The 16,541-nt window shown below is 67.0% G+C and carries 17 protein-coding genes; 6 read left to right on the top strand and 11 right to left on the bottom strand.

What is annotated here, in order from left to right:
- The first annotated feature begins 3 nt into the window (after positions 1–3).
- Genes tal through pgl form a run of 4 tightly spaced genes read left to right on the top strand, consistent with a single transcriptional unit; the run spans position 4 to position 4,322 of the window.
- The gene (tal, locus tag ABGB19_RS19620) at positions 4–1,134 is read left to right on the top strand and encodes a transaldolase (RefSeq protein ID WP_347687658.1); all 1,131 of its coding nucleotides are present in this window, start codon (positions 4–6) and stop codon (positions 1,132–1,134) included.
- Complete coding sequence (gene zwf / locus ABGB19_RS19615; protein WP_347687657.1) at positions 1,131–2,657, top strand: glucose-6-phosphate dehydrogenase; 1,527 nt, start codon at positions 1,131–1,133, stop codon at positions 2,655–2,657. Before tal ends, zwf begins: the two co-directional genes overlap by 4 nt.
- A 19-nt stretch (positions 2,658–2,676) precedes the next feature.
- On the top strand, positions 2,677–3,588 hold the full coding sequence (opcA, locus tag ABGB19_RS19610) for a glucose-6-phosphate dehydrogenase assembly protein OpcA (protein WP_347687656.1): 912 nt from the start codon (positions 2,677–2,679) through the stop codon (positions 3,586–3,588).
- Complete coding sequence (pgl, locus tag ABGB19_RS19605; RefSeq protein ID WP_347687655.1) at positions 3,585–4,322, top strand: 6-phosphogluconolactonase; 738 nt, start codon at positions 3,585–3,587, stop codon at positions 4,320–4,322. The genes opcA and pgl overlap by 4 nt, the downstream gene beginning before the upstream one ends.
- A gap of 8 nt (positions 4,323–4,330) precedes the next feature.
- Here pgl and ABGB19_RS19600 read toward each other — a convergent pair whose 3' ends face one another.
- Complete coding sequence (locus tag ABGB19_RS19600; RefSeq protein WP_347687654.1) at positions 4,331–4,528, bottom strand: hypothetical protein; 198 nt, start codon at positions 4,526–4,528, stop codon at positions 4,331–4,333.
- Positions 4,529–4,688: 160 nt separating this feature from the next.
- Between ABGB19_RS19600 and ABGB19_RS19595 the strand changes: the two genes are divergently transcribed.
- A complete protein-coding gene (locus tag ABGB19_RS19595; RefSeq protein WP_347687653.1) occupies positions 4,689–5,060 on the top strand; it encodes an ATPase in 372 nt (123 codons plus the stop codon).
- A 41-nt stretch (positions 5,061–5,101) separates the two neighbouring features.
- Here ABGB19_RS19595 and ABGB19_RS19590 read toward each other — a convergent pair whose 3' ends face one another.
- The 9 genes from ABGB19_RS19590 to gap all read right to left on the bottom strand — a co-directional run bounded on the left by ABGB19_RS19590 (position 5,102) and on the right by gap (position 15,248).
- Entirely contained in the window at positions 5,102–5,905 is an 804-nt protein-coding gene (locus tag ABGB19_RS19590; protein WP_347687652.1) for an SDR family NAD(P)-dependent oxidoreductase, read from the bottom strand.
- Positions 5,906–5,909: 4 nt separating this feature from the next.
- A complete protein-coding gene (locus tag ABGB19_RS19585) occupies positions 5,910–6,542 on the bottom strand; it encodes a TetR/AcrR family transcriptional regulator (RefSeq protein ID WP_347687651.1) in 633 nt (210 codons plus the stop codon).
- On the bottom strand, positions 6,539–7,684 hold the full coding sequence (locus ABGB19_RS19580; protein WP_347687650.1) for a sulfotransferase: 1,146 nt from the start codon (positions 7,682–7,684) through the stop codon (positions 6,539–6,541). The genes ABGB19_RS19585 and ABGB19_RS19580 overlap by 4 nt, the downstream gene beginning before the upstream one ends.
- A complete protein-coding gene (locus tag ABGB19_RS19575) occupies positions 7,681–8,898 on the bottom strand; it encodes a DUF1214 domain-containing protein (RefSeq protein ID WP_347687649.1) in 1,218 nt (405 codons plus the stop codon). Before ABGB19_RS19575 ends, ABGB19_RS19580 begins: the two co-directional genes overlap by 4 nt.
- Positions 8,899–9,010: 112 nt before the next feature.
- On the bottom strand, positions 9,011–11,806 hold the full coding sequence (gene ppc, locus ABGB19_RS19570; protein ID WP_347687648.1) for a phosphoenolpyruvate carboxylase: 2,796 nt from the start codon (positions 11,804–11,806) through the stop codon (positions 9,011–9,013).
- A 53-nt stretch (positions 11,807–11,859) separates the two neighbouring features.
- The gene (secG, locus tag ABGB19_RS19565; protein ID WP_347687647.1) at positions 11,860–12,093 is read right to left on the bottom strand and encodes a preprotein translocase subunit SecG; all 234 of its coding nucleotides are present in this window, start codon (positions 12,091–12,093) and stop codon (positions 11,860–11,862) included.
- A 103-nt stretch (positions 12,094–12,196) separates the two neighbouring features.
- On the bottom strand, positions 12,197–12,982 hold the full coding sequence (tpiA, locus tag ABGB19_RS19560) for a triose-phosphate isomerase (RefSeq protein ID WP_347687646.1): 786 nt from the start codon (positions 12,980–12,982) through the stop codon (positions 12,197–12,199).
- Between the two features lie 14 nt (positions 12,983–12,996).
- The gene (locus ABGB19_RS19555; RefSeq protein WP_347687645.1) at positions 12,997–14,223 is read right to left on the bottom strand and encodes a phosphoglycerate kinase; all 1,227 of its coding nucleotides are present in this window, start codon (positions 14,221–14,223) and stop codon (positions 12,997–12,999) included.
- Positions 14,224–14,225: 2 nt separating this feature from the next.
- Positions 14,226–15,248 (bottom strand): type I glyceraldehyde-3-phosphate dehydrogenase, encoded by a 1,023-nt coding sequence (gene gap / locus ABGB19_RS19550; RefSeq protein WP_347687644.1) that lies wholly within the window; start codon positions 15,246–15,248, stop codon positions 14,226–14,228.
- Between the two features lie 178 nt (positions 15,249–15,426).
- Here gap and ABGB19_RS19545 point away from each other — a divergent pair, with 178 nt between their 5' ends.
- Positions 15,427–15,801: a hypothetical protein gene (locus tag ABGB19_RS19545; RefSeq protein ID WP_347687643.1), complete on the top strand. Its 375-nt coding sequence runs from the start codon at positions 15,427–15,429 to the stop codon at positions 15,799–15,801.
- Positions 15,802–15,827: 26 nt separating this feature from the next.
- On the opposite strand, the gene ABGB19_RS19540 is transcribed toward ABGB19_RS19545, so the two are convergent.
- Positions 15,828–16,538, bottom strand: a complete 711-nt coding sequence (locus ABGB19_RS19540) for an ABC transporter substrate-binding protein (RefSeq protein ID WP_347687642.1) — start codon at positions 16,536–16,538, stop codon at positions 15,828–15,830.
- Between the last annotated feature and the right edge of the window lie 3 nt (positions 16,539–16,541).

The following is a 16,541-nucleotide window of genomic DNA, read 5'->3' as shown; positions in this document are numbered from 1 at the left end:
GCAATGGCTCAGAATCCGAATCTCGCGGCGCTGTCCGGCGCGGGTGTGTCGGTATGGCTCGACGATCTGTCGCGCGACCGGCTGCAGACCGGGAATCTCCAGGAGCTCATCGACACCAAGAGCGTGGTCGGCGTGACGACGAACCCGTCGATCTTCCAGGCCGCGCTGTCCAAGGGCCACGCCTACGACGGGCAGGTCAAGGAGCTGGCCGACCAGGGCGCCGACGTCGACGCCACGATCCGCACCGTCACCACCGACGACGTCCGCAATGCGTGCGACGTCCTGGCCAAGGCCTGCGAGCTGTCCGACGGCGTCGACGGCCGGGTGTCCATCGAGGTGGACCCGCGGCTGGCACACGACACCGACAAGACGATCCTTCAGGCGATCGAGCTGTGGAAGATCGTCGACCGGCCCAATCTGCTGATCAAGATTCCCGCCACCATGGCCGGCCTGCCCGCGATCACCGCCGTTATCGCCGAGGGCATTTCGGTCAACGTGACGCTGATCTTCTCCGTCGAGCGGCACCGCCTCGTGATGGACGCCTACCTCGCGGGCCTGGAGAAGGCCAAGGAGGCGGGCCACGATCTGTCGAAGATCCATTCCGTCGCCTCGTTCTTCGTCTCCCGGGTCGACACCGAGATCGACAAGCGGCTGGAGACGATCGGGGGCGACGAGGCGTTGGCGTTGCGCGGCAAGGCCGGTGTCGCGAACGCCCGGCTCGCCTACGCGGCCTACGAGGAAGTGTTCGTCGGCGGTGAGCGCTATGGGGCCCTCAAGGCCGACGGCGCCCGGGTGCAGCGCCCGCTGTGGGCGTCCACCGGCGTGAAGAACCCCGAGTACTCCGACACCCTCTACGTCACCGAGCTGGTCGCACCGAACACGGTGAACACCATGCCGGAGAAGACGATCGACGCGGTCGCCGACCACGGCGTCGTCACGGGTGACACCGTCACCGGCACCGCCGCCGAGTCGCAGGCGCTGTTCGACGAACTAACCGCCGTCGGCATTGATTTGCCTGATGTGTTCCGGCTGCTCGAGGACGAAGGCGTCGAGAAGTTCGAGAAGTCGTGGCTCGAATTGCTCGAGGCCACGCAGGGTCAGCTCGACATGAACAAGCCCTCAGCCAAGAAATGACGGCCTGGGCCAACCCGCTTCGCGACAAGCGCGACAAGCGGATGCCCCGCATTCCGGGGCCGTGCGGCATCGTGATCTTCGGCGTGACCGGTGACCTGTCGCGCAAGAAGTTGATGCCGGCGATCTACGACCTGGCCAACCGCGGCCTGCTGCCCCCCTCCTTCGCCCTGGTCGGTTTCGCCCGACGCGATTGGGCCGACGAGGATTTCGGCCAGGTCGTGTACGAGGCGGTCAAAGAGCACGCGCGGACACCGTTCCGGCAGGAGGTGTGGGACCGGCTCGCCGAGGGGTTCCGGTTCGTGCAGGGCACGTTCGATGACGAGGCGGCGTTCGGCCGACTCGCCGAGACGCTGGAGAAGCTGGACGCCGAACGCGGCACGGGCGGCAATCACGCGTTCTACCTGTCGATTCCGCCGAAGGCCTTCCAGCAGGTGACCGAGCAGCTGCAGCGGTCCGGGCTGGCCCGGCAGCAGGACGGCCGATGGAGCCGGGTGGTCGTCGAGAAACCGTTCGGCCACGACCTGGAGAGTGCACGTGAACTCAACGCCGTGGTCAACAGCGTCTTTCCCGAGGAGTCGGTGTTCCGCATCGACCACTATCTGGGCAAGGAAACCGTCCAGAACATCCTCGCGCTGCGGTTCGCCAACGAATTGTACGAACCGATCTGGAACAACAACTACGTCGACAGTGTGCAGATCACCATGGCCGAGGACATCGGGCTCGGTGGTCGCGCAGGCTATTACGACGGCGTCGGCGCCGCACGCGATGTGATCCAGAACCATCTGATCCAGCTGCTGGCGCTCACCGCGATGGAGGAGCCGGTCAACTTCGGCCCGCACGAACTTCAGGCCGAGAAGATCAAGGTGCTCTCGGCCACCCAACTCGTCCAGCCGTTGGACCGGACGACAGCGCGCGGACAGTACGCGGCCGGCTGGCAGGGCAGCGAGAAGGTCGTCGGCCTGCTCGAGGAGGAGGGCTTCTCCAAGGACTCCACCACCGAGACCTACGCCGCGATCACGCTGGAGATCGACACCCGGCGGTGGGCCGGCGTGCCGTTCTTCCTGCGCACCGGAAAGCGGCTGGGCCGCAGGGTGACCGAGATCGCGCTCATCTTCAAGCGGGCGCCCCATCTGCCGTTCGACAAGACGATGACCGAGGAACTCGGACAGAACGCACTGGTGATTCGCGTGCAGCCGGACGAAGGCATCACCACGCGGTTCGGCTCCAAGGTGCCGGGCAGCGCGATGGAGGTCCGCGACGTCAACATGGACTTCTCCTACGGCTCCGCCTTCGCCGAGGATTCCCCCGAGGCCTACGAACGACTGATCCTGGACGTGTTGCTGGGTGAGCCCTCCCTGTTCCCGGTGAACAGGGAGGTCGAATTGTCCTGGGAGATACTCGATCCGGTCCTCGACCACTGGGCGGCGCACGGTAAGCCGAAGGCCTACGAGTCCGGAACGTGGGGTCCCGCGTCGGCCGACGAGATGCTGCACCGGATGGGCCGGGAATGGAGGCGACCGTGACGCGCGAAGGAGTCGAGCAATGATCGTCGACCTGCCCAACGCCACCACCAACGACATCAACAAGAAGATCACCGGCCTGCGCGAAGAGGGCGGCGCGATCACGCTGAGCCGGGTGCTCACCCTGGTCATCTGCCTGAACACCGATGATCTGCTGGAGGATTCGATCGACGCCGCCAGCTTCGCCAGCCGCGAGCATCCCTGCCGCGTGATCGTCGTCGTACCGGGTGACCGGGACGCCGTCGAGTCCCGCCTCGACGCGCAACTGCGCGTCGGTGGCGACGCGGGCGCAGGTGAGATCGTCGCGCTGCGGTTGCACGGCGAACTCGCCGGTCACGCCAACAGCGTGGTGCTGCCCTTTCTGCTGCCGGACACCCCGGTCGTCGCCTGGTGGCCGGCGGACGGCCCGGACGTTCCCGCGCAGGATCCCGTGGGACGGTTGGCGATTCGGCGGATAACCAACGTGACCCAGAGCTCCGATCCGCTTTCCGCGATCAAGGCCCGCCTGAAGGGTTACACGGCCGGGGACACCGACCTCGCCTGGGCTCGCATCACCTACTGGCGGGCCCTGCTGGCATCGGCGGTCGACCAGGAACCTCGTGAACCCGTCACCTCCGCACTCGTGTCCGGCCTGCGCAACGAGCCGTCACTCGACGTCCTCGCCGGTTGGCTGGCCACCCGGATCGATGGCCCCGTGCAGCGGGCGGTGGGTGAGTTGAAGGTGGAGCTGACCCGCAGCAGCGAGACGATCACCTTGCGGCGACCGCAGCAGGGTGTGACGGCCACGTTGACCCGCACCAGCAGACCCGAGGCACGAATTCCGTTGGCTCGCAGGGAGGTCAAGGAGTGCCTCGCCGAGGACCTACGCAGGCTCGACGCCGACGAGGTCTATCACGAGGCCCTCGAGGGCATCGACAAGGTGCAATACGTATGAGCACGGTCATCGAGAAGTATGCGGACACCGCGGCTCTGGTGGCTGCCGCAGGCGATCGGCTGGTGACGGCGATCGTGGACGCGATCGACACGCGGGGCGCGGCGCACATTGTGCTGACCGGTGGCGGGGCCGGGATCGGCCTGCTCAAGCGTGTCGCAGAGCGCGGCGGTGGGATCGACTGGTCCAAGGTGTACGTGTACTGGGGCGACGACCGGTTCGTGCCCGCCGACGACGACGAGCGCAACGACAAGCAGGCTCGCGAGGCGCTGCTCGACCACGTCGACATCCCCGCGGAGAACGTGTTTCCGATGGCGCCCAGCGGCGGTGAGTTCGGCGACGACCTCGATGCGGCGGCGGCGGCATACGAACGGGTGCTGGCCGCCAATGCCGGAGCGGGCCGGCCGGCGCCGGACTTCGACGTTCACCTGCTGGGGATGGGCGGCGAAGGGCATGTCAACTCGTTGTTCCCCCATACCCCGGCGGTGCGTGAGCGGGAGCGGTTGGTGGTCGGTGTCGTCGACTCCCCCAAGCCGCCGCCCCGCCGTATCACGCTGACACTGCCCGCGGTCCAGCGCTCGCGCGAGGTGTGGCTGGTGGTTTCGGGCGCCGCCAAAGCCGATGCGGTCGCGGCCGCCGTGGGAGGCGCGGACCCGGACGAGGTTCCGTCCGCCGGCGCCGTTGGCCGGGTGTCGACGGTGTGGCTGCTCGACGAAGAGGCGGCTTCGAAACTCTAGTGCCGCGGTCAGGCTGACGTTCGATTCCGCCAGCTGCTCGTGTAGATCAACTGGGCGAAGGAGTCGTGCCGACTCTCACGGATCATCGCCCGTTGTCGCATGACTACCGCGCGCATGGTGAGCGCCATCAACACGACCATGACGACTGCCGTAAGGGCCATGGATAACGGCGTGGCCATCAGTTGGTTGAAATCGCTGGTGTTCATGTCTTGTCTTCGTAGCCGTCGTCGAGTTGGATGGGCCACGAAAAATGACATGCGGCTGAGCTGAGGGCTTGTTCATTTCCCGCCGCCCATCCCCATTCATCATGTCGGTGACGGGGGACATCCACGCGGCAGTTCCACCGGTGTGGTCATAATGACCGTCATGGCAGACAAGGGTGGTAGGCCGGTACGCACCGGGCCGGAGCGCATCAGGAAGCTGGCGCAGGCGGCGCTCAACGCCGACGTCACGGTCGAGCAGGTCGACACCATCCTGGAGGGGCTGAGCGAAACCCTCGAGGACTTGAACAATTCGACGGCGAATCTGGACTCCACACTCGAGCGGTTCAACGACACCATCAACCAGATCAACGCGCTCGCACCGCGGCTCAACGCGGTGGTGGACCGAATGGAAGGCATCGTCGAGCGCGTGGAGCGCATCGTCGGCATGGGCGAGTCCGTGATCATGCCGCTGGCCGCGACCGAACAGGTGGTGCGCGGGGCGGTCAACAAGGTGCGCCGCACCACCGGCCTGTAGCGGCGATCGAGAACCCTCCTTTGCCGCACCCGTGGCGGCGCTCAGACGAAATCCGAGCCACCGTCGACGTTGACGGTGGCTCCGGTGACATACCCGTTGCGTCTCGACACCAGGTAAGCGGTGATCGAGGCGATCTCCTCGGGCAGACCCGCGCGTCCGAGATCACACGGCTGGTGAAAATTTCTGTCGATCCAGGTCATCACGTCCGTGGGGTCAGCGGCGTCCAGACCGTCGGCGGCGAGGACCTCCTTGAGGTTCTCGGTGAAGCTCGCCGTGACGATGGTGCCCGGACAGACGCAGTTGACGAGAATCCCGTCCGAGGCAAGGCTTTTGGACAGGTTCTTGGTGACACTGCTCAAGGCCGCTTTCGACGCCGTGTACGCCACGATCCGGGGGTTCTGCCGTTGTATCGAATGAGCCGACAGCGTGACGATCCTCGACCATTCCGCGGCCCGCAACATCGGCAACGCCGCTCGGATCGAGCGCACCGCCGACATCGTTCCCAACGCGAAGGCCTCTTCCCACTGCGAGTCGGTCATCTCCTCGAAGTAGCCGTCGCCGGGCCCTATCGTGTGCACCAGGCTGTTGAGCACTCCCCACCGCTCGGCGATGCAGGCGAAGCCCGCGGCGATCGAGGCAGCGTCGGACATGTCGACCCTGATTCCGAGGGTGTCGGGTGATCCGGCCGCGCTTAGCGTCGCCACCGCCTCCTCGAGGGCTGCTGCGCCTCTGGCCATCACGGCGACCCTCGCGCCCTCTTCGGCCAGCGTGGTGGCGATCGCCAGGCCCATGCCCTTGCTGCCTCCCGTCACGACAGCCGCCGATCCCGCCAGTCCCAGGTCCATCGCGTTACCTTCCGTCGACGTGGGTGACGCCGAGTCCGCGCATGCAGAAGCGCACCACCTGTTCGCGAACATCAACTCGATCGCAGTCGCCCGTTGCCCATTGGCGCTCGACACTTGCCCAGATCGCACCGTGAATCGACAGTGCGACCGCAGCGGGGTCGACATCGGGGAACAAGCCGGCGTCTCGACCCACTTCGAGCTGCTGCACAAGCGGCTTGAGGATCTCGCGGTACGCATCGCCGATCAACTGGGGTGCGGCGAACATCTGCGTCTGCGCCTCCAGGGACAGCCGTCGCAAATCGGATCGGATCTGGTCGTCGAAGGCGAGGTCCAGGCGTCCGTCGATCCACGCCACCACCGCTTCCGCAGGACCGGCCACTGCTGCCATCTTCCGCTTGAGCCTGCGGGCCTCGCTCTGCGCCATCCGAAGGAACACCGCGGCGACGAGGGCGTCCTTGGAGTCGAAATGCCGGTAGAACGCACGGGTACTGAGCGCGGAGCGATCGAGAACCCGTGCGACATTGACTGCGGCCGCCCCCTCCTCGCGGAGGATTTCGGTGGCCGCCTCCACGAGTGTCTGGCGGATCCCGGGGTCGGGATCCAGCTTCTTTCGCTTCCGCTTGACGACGTCGGTCATGCGCTCGCGTCGTACGTCGCGAGGTATTCCGCGAAACATTCACGCACTTGACCCGCGGCGAGGCCGTAGTCGGCGAGGTCGTAGACGTGCTCGCCCCGCGAGCCCGGCCGGTGCCCGTCCGCCCACTCCCGCACCCGCCGGCGTGCTTGCTCGGTGAGGGGCAGCCCGAGCCGGGTGTAACCGCGTTCCAAGGTGCCGATGGGATCGGCGGAGAGCTCGGCGAAGGACACGTCGACGAACCGGTCGTCGCCGACGCGGTTGCGGAAATCCATCGCGCGCCTAACTGCCTCCGCCCAGCTTGCCAGCTGCTCTGCGCCCAGTTCGTGAGCGTCGTCGCGGTCGCTACTCCAGCTGCGCACGTACCTGATGAGGCTGCACACCGACCCGAGCACCTTGGCCGGATCGCGGTGGCTCCAAAGGAATCTGGCGTTCGGATAGGCCGCGACGAGCGCATCGAGGGCGAACATGTGCACCGGGGTGCGCAGATGCCAGAGGGTCGGCGGGCAGTGCCACTGAAGCAGTTTGAGCACCTGCCGGTGGAAGACATAGGTCTCCCGCATGTCACATTGCAGCAGCCACTCGAGGTATCCCGGAACGCGCACCACCCCGTCGAAATGGAAAGTGCGGAAGCTCATCCCCATCAGGTCCTGACATTCGGTGGCGGCTTGCGGCTCCGAGTTCATCATCGACCGCATGCGCGGGAACATGTTGTCCATCATCGCGATTCCCGCGGCGGCCTGGGCGATCCGCGGATCGTCGTGCTGGGTGGCGGCTTCCGGTGGCGGCGTGCAGGCCTGCGATTCCCAGAGCCGCAACGACCGGAATTGGGGATCACTGGCCACGAGTTGACTCAGCGCCGTCGTGCCGGTACGGGGCAGTCCGATCACGAACACCGGTCCGCCGACGACTTCGTCGTCGATCTCGGGATGCTGCTTGTAGGTGTCGACGATGCGTAGCCGTTGGATGAGGGCGTTGCTGATCGTCGCGTGCTGAATGACGCGGCCCATATCGGTCAGATCGGCTTCGTGGTTCAACGCCTCAACGGTGCGCTCGAGCCCCTCGCGATAGTAGGGCGAGCCGAAATCGCAGAGTCCCGTCGCGCGGCGCGCCCCGTCCTCGAGTTCGTCGGCGGTGAACGTCATCGGGAGAATCTCGCGTGTACAGCGCGGCGTCGCGCGGCGATGATGGCCGCCCGTTGTCGTGGGCCGACCACCGCGGTGCCGGGCGGCAATTCCGACGAGATGTCAGCGAATGCGACCACACGTGCACTCGGGGTGGGCGCGGTTTCGGTGCGTACGCAGCGCAGGATCATCGCCCCGTTGCTGTGCCCGGCCGTGTCGAGCCAATTGGCGACCCCGGGATCGCGCGCGCTGATCACTACGCGGAGGATCCCGTCGGAGTCGATCACGGCCTGATGGGCGTTGAGGCTGGATTGATGGCGACCGTAGTGGATGGTCTCCCACCACTGGTTGCCCAGTGAATAACCCCAGTAGACACCGTCGGGCGGTGCTACCTCCAGGATGAGCGCCTCGTCCGGTCCGAGATCGTATCGGCCGATGACCGGACGGTTCTCCGCGGCGGCGCCGATGTCGCTTCGGTCGATCGGGGACATGAACCCGTTGGTGGGTGGGCCCGCGTTGAAGTCGAGGAAGAACTGCAGGTTGTCGTGCACGAAGTCGCCCAGCGCTCGAATCTGTTGTGACACCGCCACATCGGACGGGATGAGGCGAACCTCCGGCTCGACCGCGTCGCCGATACGCTGGATCTGCAGTGAAGACGGTTTCTCGGCCTCCCAGTCGTAGAAGAAGTGGCGCACCACCAGGGTGGGATGATCGCCGGCCACGCGAAGCCAGTTGCCGGGCTGTCGTTCTCGCGACAGCACGACTTCGAAGTTCCCGTCCTCGCCCACCTCGAGGTCGTCGACCAGGCAGTTGGCGGTCGACGCGATCCCGTCCATGGTCTGAAGACCGACGTAACGCGCCGTGCCCCGATTGCCGAAGAGTCGGTACGTTTCCCCACCCCGCAGCGTGGCGCGCAGGTAGATGCAGTCCGGGCACTCCATTCCCCAGGTCAGGATGTCGTCGGTGCTGGTGCGCGACACGGCGAGAACGGGATCCGGGTCGGCTCGCAACGCCTCGTCGACCCCGACCGCCAGCAGGACCAGAAGGTGCCTCGTGCCCGATGCGCGGTCGACATTGTTGCGATTGACCTCGCTTGACGCGACGAGATCACCGGCGGTGGCCAACCGATCCAGCAGGTGCGCCCAGGCGGCGGGCAGATCGGCCTCGCCGCGACCGGACAGCGCCGCTTCGGCGATGGAGTGCGGCAACCAGGCCGCCGGGTTTGCGTCGCTCAACTGCTCTCCACTCGTCAGCGCACCCTTAAACGAAAACCATGTTTTCAGTTAAGGTTGCTCCGACTTTACATCTCGCCGACCAAGTGTCAATACCCGGCCGCCGACCCGTGCCCTAACCGCTATTGCGCAGGGCGGTGGCCAGGCCGCTCATGGTGAGCAGGATGCCGCGCTGGACGAGTTCGTCGTCGTCGCCGGACCGGTAGCGCCGCAACAACTCGACCTGCAGGTGGTTGAGCGGTTCCAGATACGGAAAACGATTGAACACCGAACGCGCCAGCGAGGGATTGTCGGCGAGCAGGTCGTCCTGGCCGGTGATGAGCTTGTGCATGCGAATCGTGCGCTCGTGTTCGGCCGCGATCTTGTCGAACACCCGGCGCCGCAACTGTTCGTCGTCGACCAATTCGGAGTAGTGCGCGGCAAGGCCGAGGTCGGACTTCGCCAGCACCTGCGCCATGTTCGACAGCACAGTGCTGAAGAACGGCCACCGCCGATACAGGTCCTGCAGCACTTCGAGGCGGCCGTCGCCCTCGGCGATCCACTGCTCGAATGCCGCGCCGGTGCCGTACCAGCCGGGCAGCATCACGCGCGACTGGCTCCACGCCAGCACCCACGGGATCGCACGCAGGTCGGCGATGGACGTCGTCGGCTTGCGGGACGTCGGCCTGCTGCCGATGTTGAGCGCGCCGATCTCACTGACCGGTGTCGATGCCTTGAAGTACTCGACGAAACCCGGTGTTTCGTGCACCAATTCGGCGTATGCCCGTCGGGCGCGCGCGGCGAGATCGTCGAGCACCTCGTAGGCGGGTCCGGCGGCGTCTCCGAGGCCCTCCACGTCGAGCAGCGTGGCCTCCAGCGTCGCGGCCACCAGGGTCTCGAGGTTACGGTGCGCGATCTGCGGTTCGGCGTACTTGGCGGCGATGACCTCGCCCTGTTCGGTGATGCGCAGCGACCCGTTCACCGCTCCCGGCGGCTGCGCGAGAATCGCGTCGTAGCTCGGGCCGCCGCCGCGGCCCACCGTCCCGCCACGTCCGTGGAACAGGCGCAACCTGATTCCGGTCTTGCGTGCCGACTCGACGAGGTCGAGTTCGGCACGGTACAGCGCCCAGTTCGCAGCCAGATATCCGCCGTCCTTGTTGGAGTCGGAGTAGCCGAGCATCACTTCCTGGCTCTCGCCGCGGGCCGACACCATCGCTCGGTAGGCCGGAAGGTCAAGTGCCGCTTCGAGAATCGACGAGCCGCGCTGCAGGTCGTCGATGGTCTCGAACAGTGGGACGATGCCCACCGGGTAAGAGGGACTCGACGCCCCGTCACCCGGGATGAGCAGGCCCACCTCCTTGAGCAGGACAGCCGCCTCGAGCATGTCGGACACCGACTGGCACATCGAGATGATGTAGTTGGGCACGGCTCGCGGTCCGAAGACCTCGACGGCGCGCGCGGCCGCGGCCACGATGTCGAGTTCCTTGCGCGCCAGCTCCGACAGCGTCGCACCGTCTCTGGTCAGCGGACGCCGGCTCGCCAGCTCGGCCGCAAGCAACTCCACCCGCTCGGGCTCGTCTAGCGAGCGGTAGTCCGGGTGCACACCGGCCCATGCCAGCAGCTCGGCGACGACCTCCTCGTGCACCTCGGAGTTCTGCCGCATGTCCAAGCCGGACAGGTGAAAGCCGAAGACGTGCACCGACTCTCGCAGCCGGGCCAGGCGGTCGTCGGCGAGCACCGCACTGCCGTTGGCCCGCAGCGACGCGTCGACGACGTCGAGGTCGGCCAGTAACTCCGCGGGTGTTCGGTAGCGCTCGAGGCCCAGCTCCAGTTCGTGCTCGGGCTGGCGGTCGAGGATCTCGCGCGCCGTCGCGGTCAGCCTGCCGTGGATGACGCGCAGCGCGCGGCGGTACGGTTCGTCCGCGCGTGCGGGCTCGTGGCACCGGTCGGCCAGTGCGGCGAGCTCGCCGCTGATCCGCACCAGCCGCGCCGACATCGACAGTTCCTCCTCCAGCGCGGTGATCTCGGCGAAGTAGTGGTCCAGCGCGGTGTACGCCGCGCTGCCCGTGGCGAGGCGCACCACGTCGGCGGTGACGTTCGGGTTGCCGTCGCGGTCGCCGCCGATCCACGACCCGGGCCGGACCATCGGCTCGTGCAGCAACTCGGCATCAGGCCACCGGTGCTGCAGAGCTGTCCGGACACCGGCGTTGACGGCGGGGATGACTTCGAAGAAGGCGGCCGGGTAGTAGCGCAATCCGGTTTCGATCTCGTCCTGGATCTTCAATCGCGACAACCGGATCAGCGCGGTCTGCCACAGCGTGAGGATGTGGCGGCGCAGTTCGCACTCGATGTCGCGGCCGTCGTCGGTGCTCGAGTGCCCGTGCAGGCGCAGCCGCATCAACTCGGTGATGCGGTGTTGGGTGTCGAAGACGGTCCGGCGCCTGGTCTCGGTGGGATGCGCGGTGATCACCGGCGACACCAACGCACCGGTCAGCGCGTCGGCAACCGTCTGTGAATCCAGGCTGACCGAGTCGAGTTTGGCGTAGGTGGCGGCCAGGCTGCTGTTCTGCGGCGGTTCACCCGCGGCGACATGGACCGCGCGACGCCGCTCGCGGTGGATGTCCTCGGCGACGTTGGCCAGCAACGCGAAATGGGTGAAGGCGCGGATGACGGGGATGGCCTGGTGGATGTCGATACCGTCGAACATGCCCGCCATGTCGGCGCGCTCGATCTCGGAGCGACGCACCCGGAACGACTCCACGCGGGCGCGCTCGACGAGGTCGAACACCTCCTCGCCGTTCTGTTCGCGGACGGTGTCGCCGAGGATCGCGCCCAGCAGACGGATGTCCTCACGCATCGGCTCGGTGGCCTCGCGGCCCACCTGGGTTCGCCTGACCGCGCCGATCGGTTCCAGTCCGGCGACTTCAGCCATGCCTCAAGTATCGACTCCGGCGCGACTGCCCGCAGGATGAGTAAACGCTCAGGTCAGCTGTACTTGATCAGCAGCGCCACGCCGACGATCGACACCACCCAGATCCCGGTGACGAAGTACGTCAGCCGGTCGAGGTTCTTCTCCACCACCGTCGAGCCCGACAAGCTGGACTGAACGCCGCCGCCGAACAGGGTCGACAGGCCGCCGCCCTTGGCGCGATGCAGCAGCACCAGGAGCACGACCAGGACGCTGGTCACGACCAGGGTGATCTGCAGGGCCAATTCCATGGCCGCAAGACTACCGAATCGGCGGTGGCGGTTACGACGGCGGGCCGTCAATACAGCACGACTGCGGGCCGTCATACAGCACGACGGCGGGCCGTCAATACGGTTAGGGCAGGGGCCCGCCGGCCGCGATGGCCGACAGGGTGGCGAACTGCTCGCCGTCCAGCGACGCCCCGCCGACCAGCGCGCCGTCGACGTCTTCCTGCGCGACGATCTCGCCGACGTTCTTGGCGTTCACCGAGCCGCCGTAGAGCACGCGGACCCCGGCGGCTAGCTGCGGTGTCGCCAGCTTGCCGAGCTCGTCTCGGATGGCCTTGCAGACCTCCTGCGCGTCGGCCGCGCCGGCCACCCGGCCCGTGCCGATGGCCCACACGGGCTCATAGGCAATGACCACCTGGCCGATCTGCTCGGCCGACAGCCCGGCCAGCGACCCGCGCAGCGACTCGACGTTGTGTTCGACGTGGTTGCCCGCCTCACGCACCTCGAGTTGCTCACCGATGCAGACGATCGGCACCACGCCGTGCCGGAACGCGGCGGCGGCCTTGGCGGCCACGATCGCGTCGTCCTCGTGGTGGTAGGTGCGCCGCTCGGAGTGCCCGACGACGACGTAGGTGCAGCCGAGTTTGGCCAGGAACGCACCGCTGGTGTCACCGGTGTAGGCACCCGAGTCGTGCTGCGAGAGGTCCTGTGCGCCGTAGGTCAGCAGCAGCTTGTCACCGTCCACCAGCGTCTGCACACTGCGCAGATCGGTGAACGGCGGGATCACCGTGACGTCGACCTTGTCGAAGTACTTCGCCGGCAGGGCGAAGGCGATCTTCTGAACCAGCGCGATGGCCTCGAAGTGGTTGAGGTTCATCTTCCAGTTGCCGGCGATCAGCGGCTTGCGGCTCACGACTCTGAAACCTCTCACTCTTCTAGAACGGCGATGCCGGGCAGTTGCTTGCCCTCAAGGTATTCCAGCGACGCTCCGCCGCCGGTGGAAATGTGCGAGAACCCCTCCTCGTCGAGGCCGAGTTGTCGCACCGCGGCCGCGGAGTCGCCGCCGCCGACGACGCTGAACGCCCCCTTGCCGGTGGCGCCGATGATCGCCTCGGCGACGCCCTTGGTGCCCGCCGCGAAGGCAGGGAATTCGAACACCCCCATCGGGCCGTTCCAGAAGATCGTCCTGGCATTGGACAGCAGCGCGGTGAACCGCTTCACCGACTCCGGGCCGATGTCGAGACCCATCTTGCCGTCGGGTATGCGATCGGCGGCAACGGTTTCCGACGGCGAGTCCGCCTTGAACTCGTCGGCGACCACGATGTCGACCGGCACATGGATGACGTCGCCGTAGTCTTCGAGCAGCTTGCGACAGGTGTCGATCATGCCCTCTTCGAGCAGCGAGCTGCCGACCGAAACGCCTTGCGAGGCAAGGAACGTGAAGCACATCCCACCGCCGATCACCAGGCTGTCGGCCTTGGTCGCCAGGTTCTCGATCACCGCGAGCTTGTCGGACACCTTCGACCCGCCGAGGACCACGGCATACGGCTTGTCGGTCGAACTGGTCAGCTGCTCGAGCACCTTGACCTCGGTGGCCACCAAGGTGCCCGCGTAGTGCGGCAGCAGGGTCGCGACGTCGTACACCGACGCCTGCTTGCGATGCACCACACCGAAACCGTCGGAGACGAAGGCGCCACCGTCCCCGACGAGGTCGACCAGCTGCTTGGCCAGCGCCAGCCGCTCGTTGTCGTCCTTACTGGTCTCCCGCGGATCGAAGCGGATGTTCTCCAGCAGCAGGATGTCCCCGTCGGTGAGGCCTTCGGAGCGGGCCAGCGCGTCGGCGCCGACGACGTCGCCGGCCAGTTGGACATGGCGGCCCAGCTGCTCTCCCAGCGCGTTGGCGACCGGGGCCAGCGACAGCGTCGGATCCGGGGTGCCTTTGGGGCGGCCCAGGTGCGCGGTGACGACGACCTTCGCGCCCGCGTCGGACAGCGCCTTCAGCGTCGGCACCGAGGCGATGATGCGGCCCGGATCAGAAATTCGGGCGATGGTGCCATCCAGGTACTCGAGCGGGACGTTGAGGTCCGAGCGGACCAGCACGCCGCGCCCCGAAACACCCTCGGAGAGAAGATCTTCCAGAGTCCGGATCGCCACGGTTACAGGGACTTGCCGACCAGCGCGACGAGGTCGACGAGGCGGTTGGAGTAGCCCCACTCGTTGTCGTACCACGACACGACCTTGGCCTGGTTGTCGATGACCTTGGTCAGGCCCGAGTCGAAGATCGAGCTGTGCGGGTCGGTGACGATGTCGCTGGAGACGATCGGTTCGTCGTAGTACTTGAGGATGCCCTTGAGCGGACCCTCCGCGGCGGCCTTGAAGGCGGCGTTGATCTCCTCGGCGCTGGCCGACTTGCTCAGCTCGGCGGTCAGGTCGGTCGCCGACCCGGTGGGAATCGGCACCCGCAGGGCGTAGCCGTCGAGCTTGCCCTTCAGCTCGGGAAGCACCAGCCCGATGGCCTTGGCGGCGCCGGTGGAGGTCGGCACGATGTTCAGCGCGGCCGCGCGCGCCCGGCGCAGGTCCTTGTGCGGGCCGTCCTGCAGGTTCTGGTCCTGGGTGTAAGCGTGCACGGTGGTCATCAGGCCACGGACGATCCCGAACTCGTCATTGAGCACCTTGGCCAGCGGGCCGAGGCAGTTCGTAGTGCACGACGCGTTGGAGATGATGTTCTGGCTGCCGTCGTACTGGTCGTCGTTGACGCCGAGCACCACGGTCAGGTCCTCGCCCTTGGCCGGGGCGGAGATGATGACTTTCTTCGCGCCGGCGTCGAGGTGGCCTTTTGCCTTCGCGGCGTCAGTGAAGATGCCGGTGGACTCGACGACGACGTCCACGCCCAGGTCACCCCAGGGCAGCGCCGCCGGGCCTTCCTTGACCTCGAGGGCCTTGATCTTGGTGGAGCCGACGACGATGGTGTCGTCGCCTTCCAGGCTCACCTCGTACGGCAGCCGGCCCAGGATCGAATCGAACTTCAGCAGGTGCGCCAGGGTGGCGTTGTCGGTGAGGTCGTTGACCGCGATGACCTCGATGTCGGTGGCCTTGCCGTCGGCCTTCTGGGCATCGAGAGCCCGAAAGAAGTTGCGCCCGATGCGGCCGAATCCGTTCACGCCTACGCGGATGGTCACGCTGTCTCCTTAGTCGCCTCTGATGTAGTACTCGGCGACCAGCCTAGTGGTGTGATTCCCGCCAAGGGCAACCTGGTCAGCACGCGCGGGATAGCGCTCGGTCAGGGGGCCTTCGGGACGTCGCGGCGATGACCTTCGGCCCTGCCGACCGCCCGACACCTGCATCGACGATGAGCGAATGGCAGTCGATCCTGAGGCTCGTCACCTCGATGGTGATCCTGGCGCGGTCGCGGCGCGACGGGCTTCGGAGCTCCGCGAGTTGAAGGCGCGGTTGAAGGCGGGTGGCGTCGTCACCGCGCTCGACGTCGAGACCGCCGCGGTCCGCGCGAAGGAGGCGCATGCGCGGGCGCGTCACGCCCACCTCGTTGCCGTGGAGCGTCACTACCTCGCGGCCGAAGCCCACGACAGGGCCGCCGAGGTACACCGGCGGGCCGCGGAGTCGGGTGTCGGAGACGTCGCCACGCATCTGAGGGCTGTCGCAGTGCACGAAGCCGCGCGCGACGACGATTATCGGGCCGCCGAGGTCGCGCAGCGCATGGCGGCCGACGAGTAGCGGACCCGGTCGCCGACCGGTCGCCGTCAGAGTCGGCCGAGACCCTGGTCTGCGTACGGGTTGCCCAACCATTTCCCGCGGATCTGCTGCAGGGTGCCGTCCGCCTCCAGTTCGGCCTGGGCGACGGTGAGCCTGCCCAACAACGCCTGGTCGCCGGGTGCGACGGAGATCGCAATGTGCTCGACCGTGATACCCCGCTGGACGACCTCGACACCGGCGATCGGCTTGACGAGTTCGGCGAGGACGGGGGCCAGTTTCATGACCGCGTCACACGCGCCGGTGGTGAGGTCGGTCAGTGCCGAACGGATGTTGCCGTAGTCGTACACCCGGACGGCGGCGGCCTTGCCCTCGGCGACGAGGCGCTCGGCGATCGGCTGGCTGGTGTTGCCCTGCTGCACGCCGACGGTGAGCCCGGTGAGGTCGTCGACGGAGCGGACGTGGGGCAGCCGCCCGGTGTCGACGGCCAGCGCCTGACCGGAGATGAGGTACGGCGGGAGGAACGCCGCCTTCTTCTCGCGCTCGCCAGTGACGGTGGTACCTGACGCGACGCAGTCGTAGTCGACGCCGAGACCATCGAAGATGCCGGTGAAGTCGGCTCCGTCGTAGGCGACGAATTGGACTGTGGCGCTCAACTGTTCGGCCAGCGCGGTCATCAGGTCGATGTCGAGGCCGGCGTCGTCGGGCATGCCGTTGAACGGCGGATCGGGAAAGGCCGCACCGACCCTGAGAGTCTCCATGGC

Origin of the sequence: Mycobacterium sp. B14F4 (genome assembly GCF_039871645.1) — a bacterium.
Lineage (GTDB): Bacteria > Actinomycetota > Actinomycetes > Mycobacteriales > Mycobacteriaceae > Mycobacterium.
The sequence above is the reverse complement of the archived record's forward strand: the minus strand, read 5'-3'. Positions and strand labels throughout refer to the sequence as shown.

Coding starts and splice junctions, on each gene's coding strand:
- ABGB19_RS19580 (WP_347687650.1), bottom strand. CDS start 7,684: ATGACGTTCACCGCCGACGAACTCGAGGACGGGGCGCGCCGCGCGACG.
- ppc (WP_347687648.1), bottom strand. CDS start 11,806: ATGGCTGAAGTCGCCGGACTGGAACCGATCGGCGCGGTCAGGCGAACC.
- ABGB19_RS19540 (WP_347687642.1), bottom strand. CDS start 16,538: ATGGAGACTCTCAGGGTCGGTGCGGCCTTTCCCGATCCGCCGTTCAAC.
- ABGB19_RS19600 (WP_347687654.1), bottom strand. CDS start 4,528: ATGAACACCAGCGATTTCAACCAACTGATGGCCACGCCGTTATCCATG.
- opcA (WP_347687656.1), top strand. CDS start 2,677: ATGATCGTCGACCTGCCCAACGCCACCACCAACGACATCAACAAGAAG.
- ABGB19_RS19590 (WP_347687652.1), bottom strand. CDS start 5,905: ATGGACCTGGGACTGGCGGGATCGGCGGCTGTCGTGACGGGAGGCAGC.
- zwf (WP_347687657.1), top strand. CDS start 1,131: ATGACGGCCTGGGCCAACCCGCTTCGCGACAAGCGCGACAAGCGGATG.
- secG (WP_347687647.1), bottom strand. CDS start 12,093: ATGGAATTGGCCCTGCAGATCACCCTGGTCGTGACCAGCGTCCTGGTC.
- ABGB19_RS19545 (WP_347687643.1), top strand. CDS start 15,427: ATGGCAGTCGATCCTGAGGCTCGTCACCTCGATGGTGATCCTGGCGCG.
- pgl (WP_347687655.1), top strand. CDS start 3,585: ATGAGCACGGTCATCGAGAAGTATGCGGACACCGCGGCTCTGGTGGCT.
- ABGB19_RS19595 (WP_347687653.1), top strand. CDS start 4,689: ATGGCAGACAAGGGTGGTAGGCCGGTACGCACCGGGCCGGAGCGCATC.
- ABGB19_RS19585 (WP_347687651.1), bottom strand. CDS start 6,542: ATGACCGACGTCGTCAAGCGGAAGCGAAAGAAGCTGGATCCCGACCCC.
- tal (WP_347687658.1), top strand. CDS start 4: ATGGCTCAGAATCCGAATCTCGCGGCGCTGTCCGGCGCGGGTGTGTCG.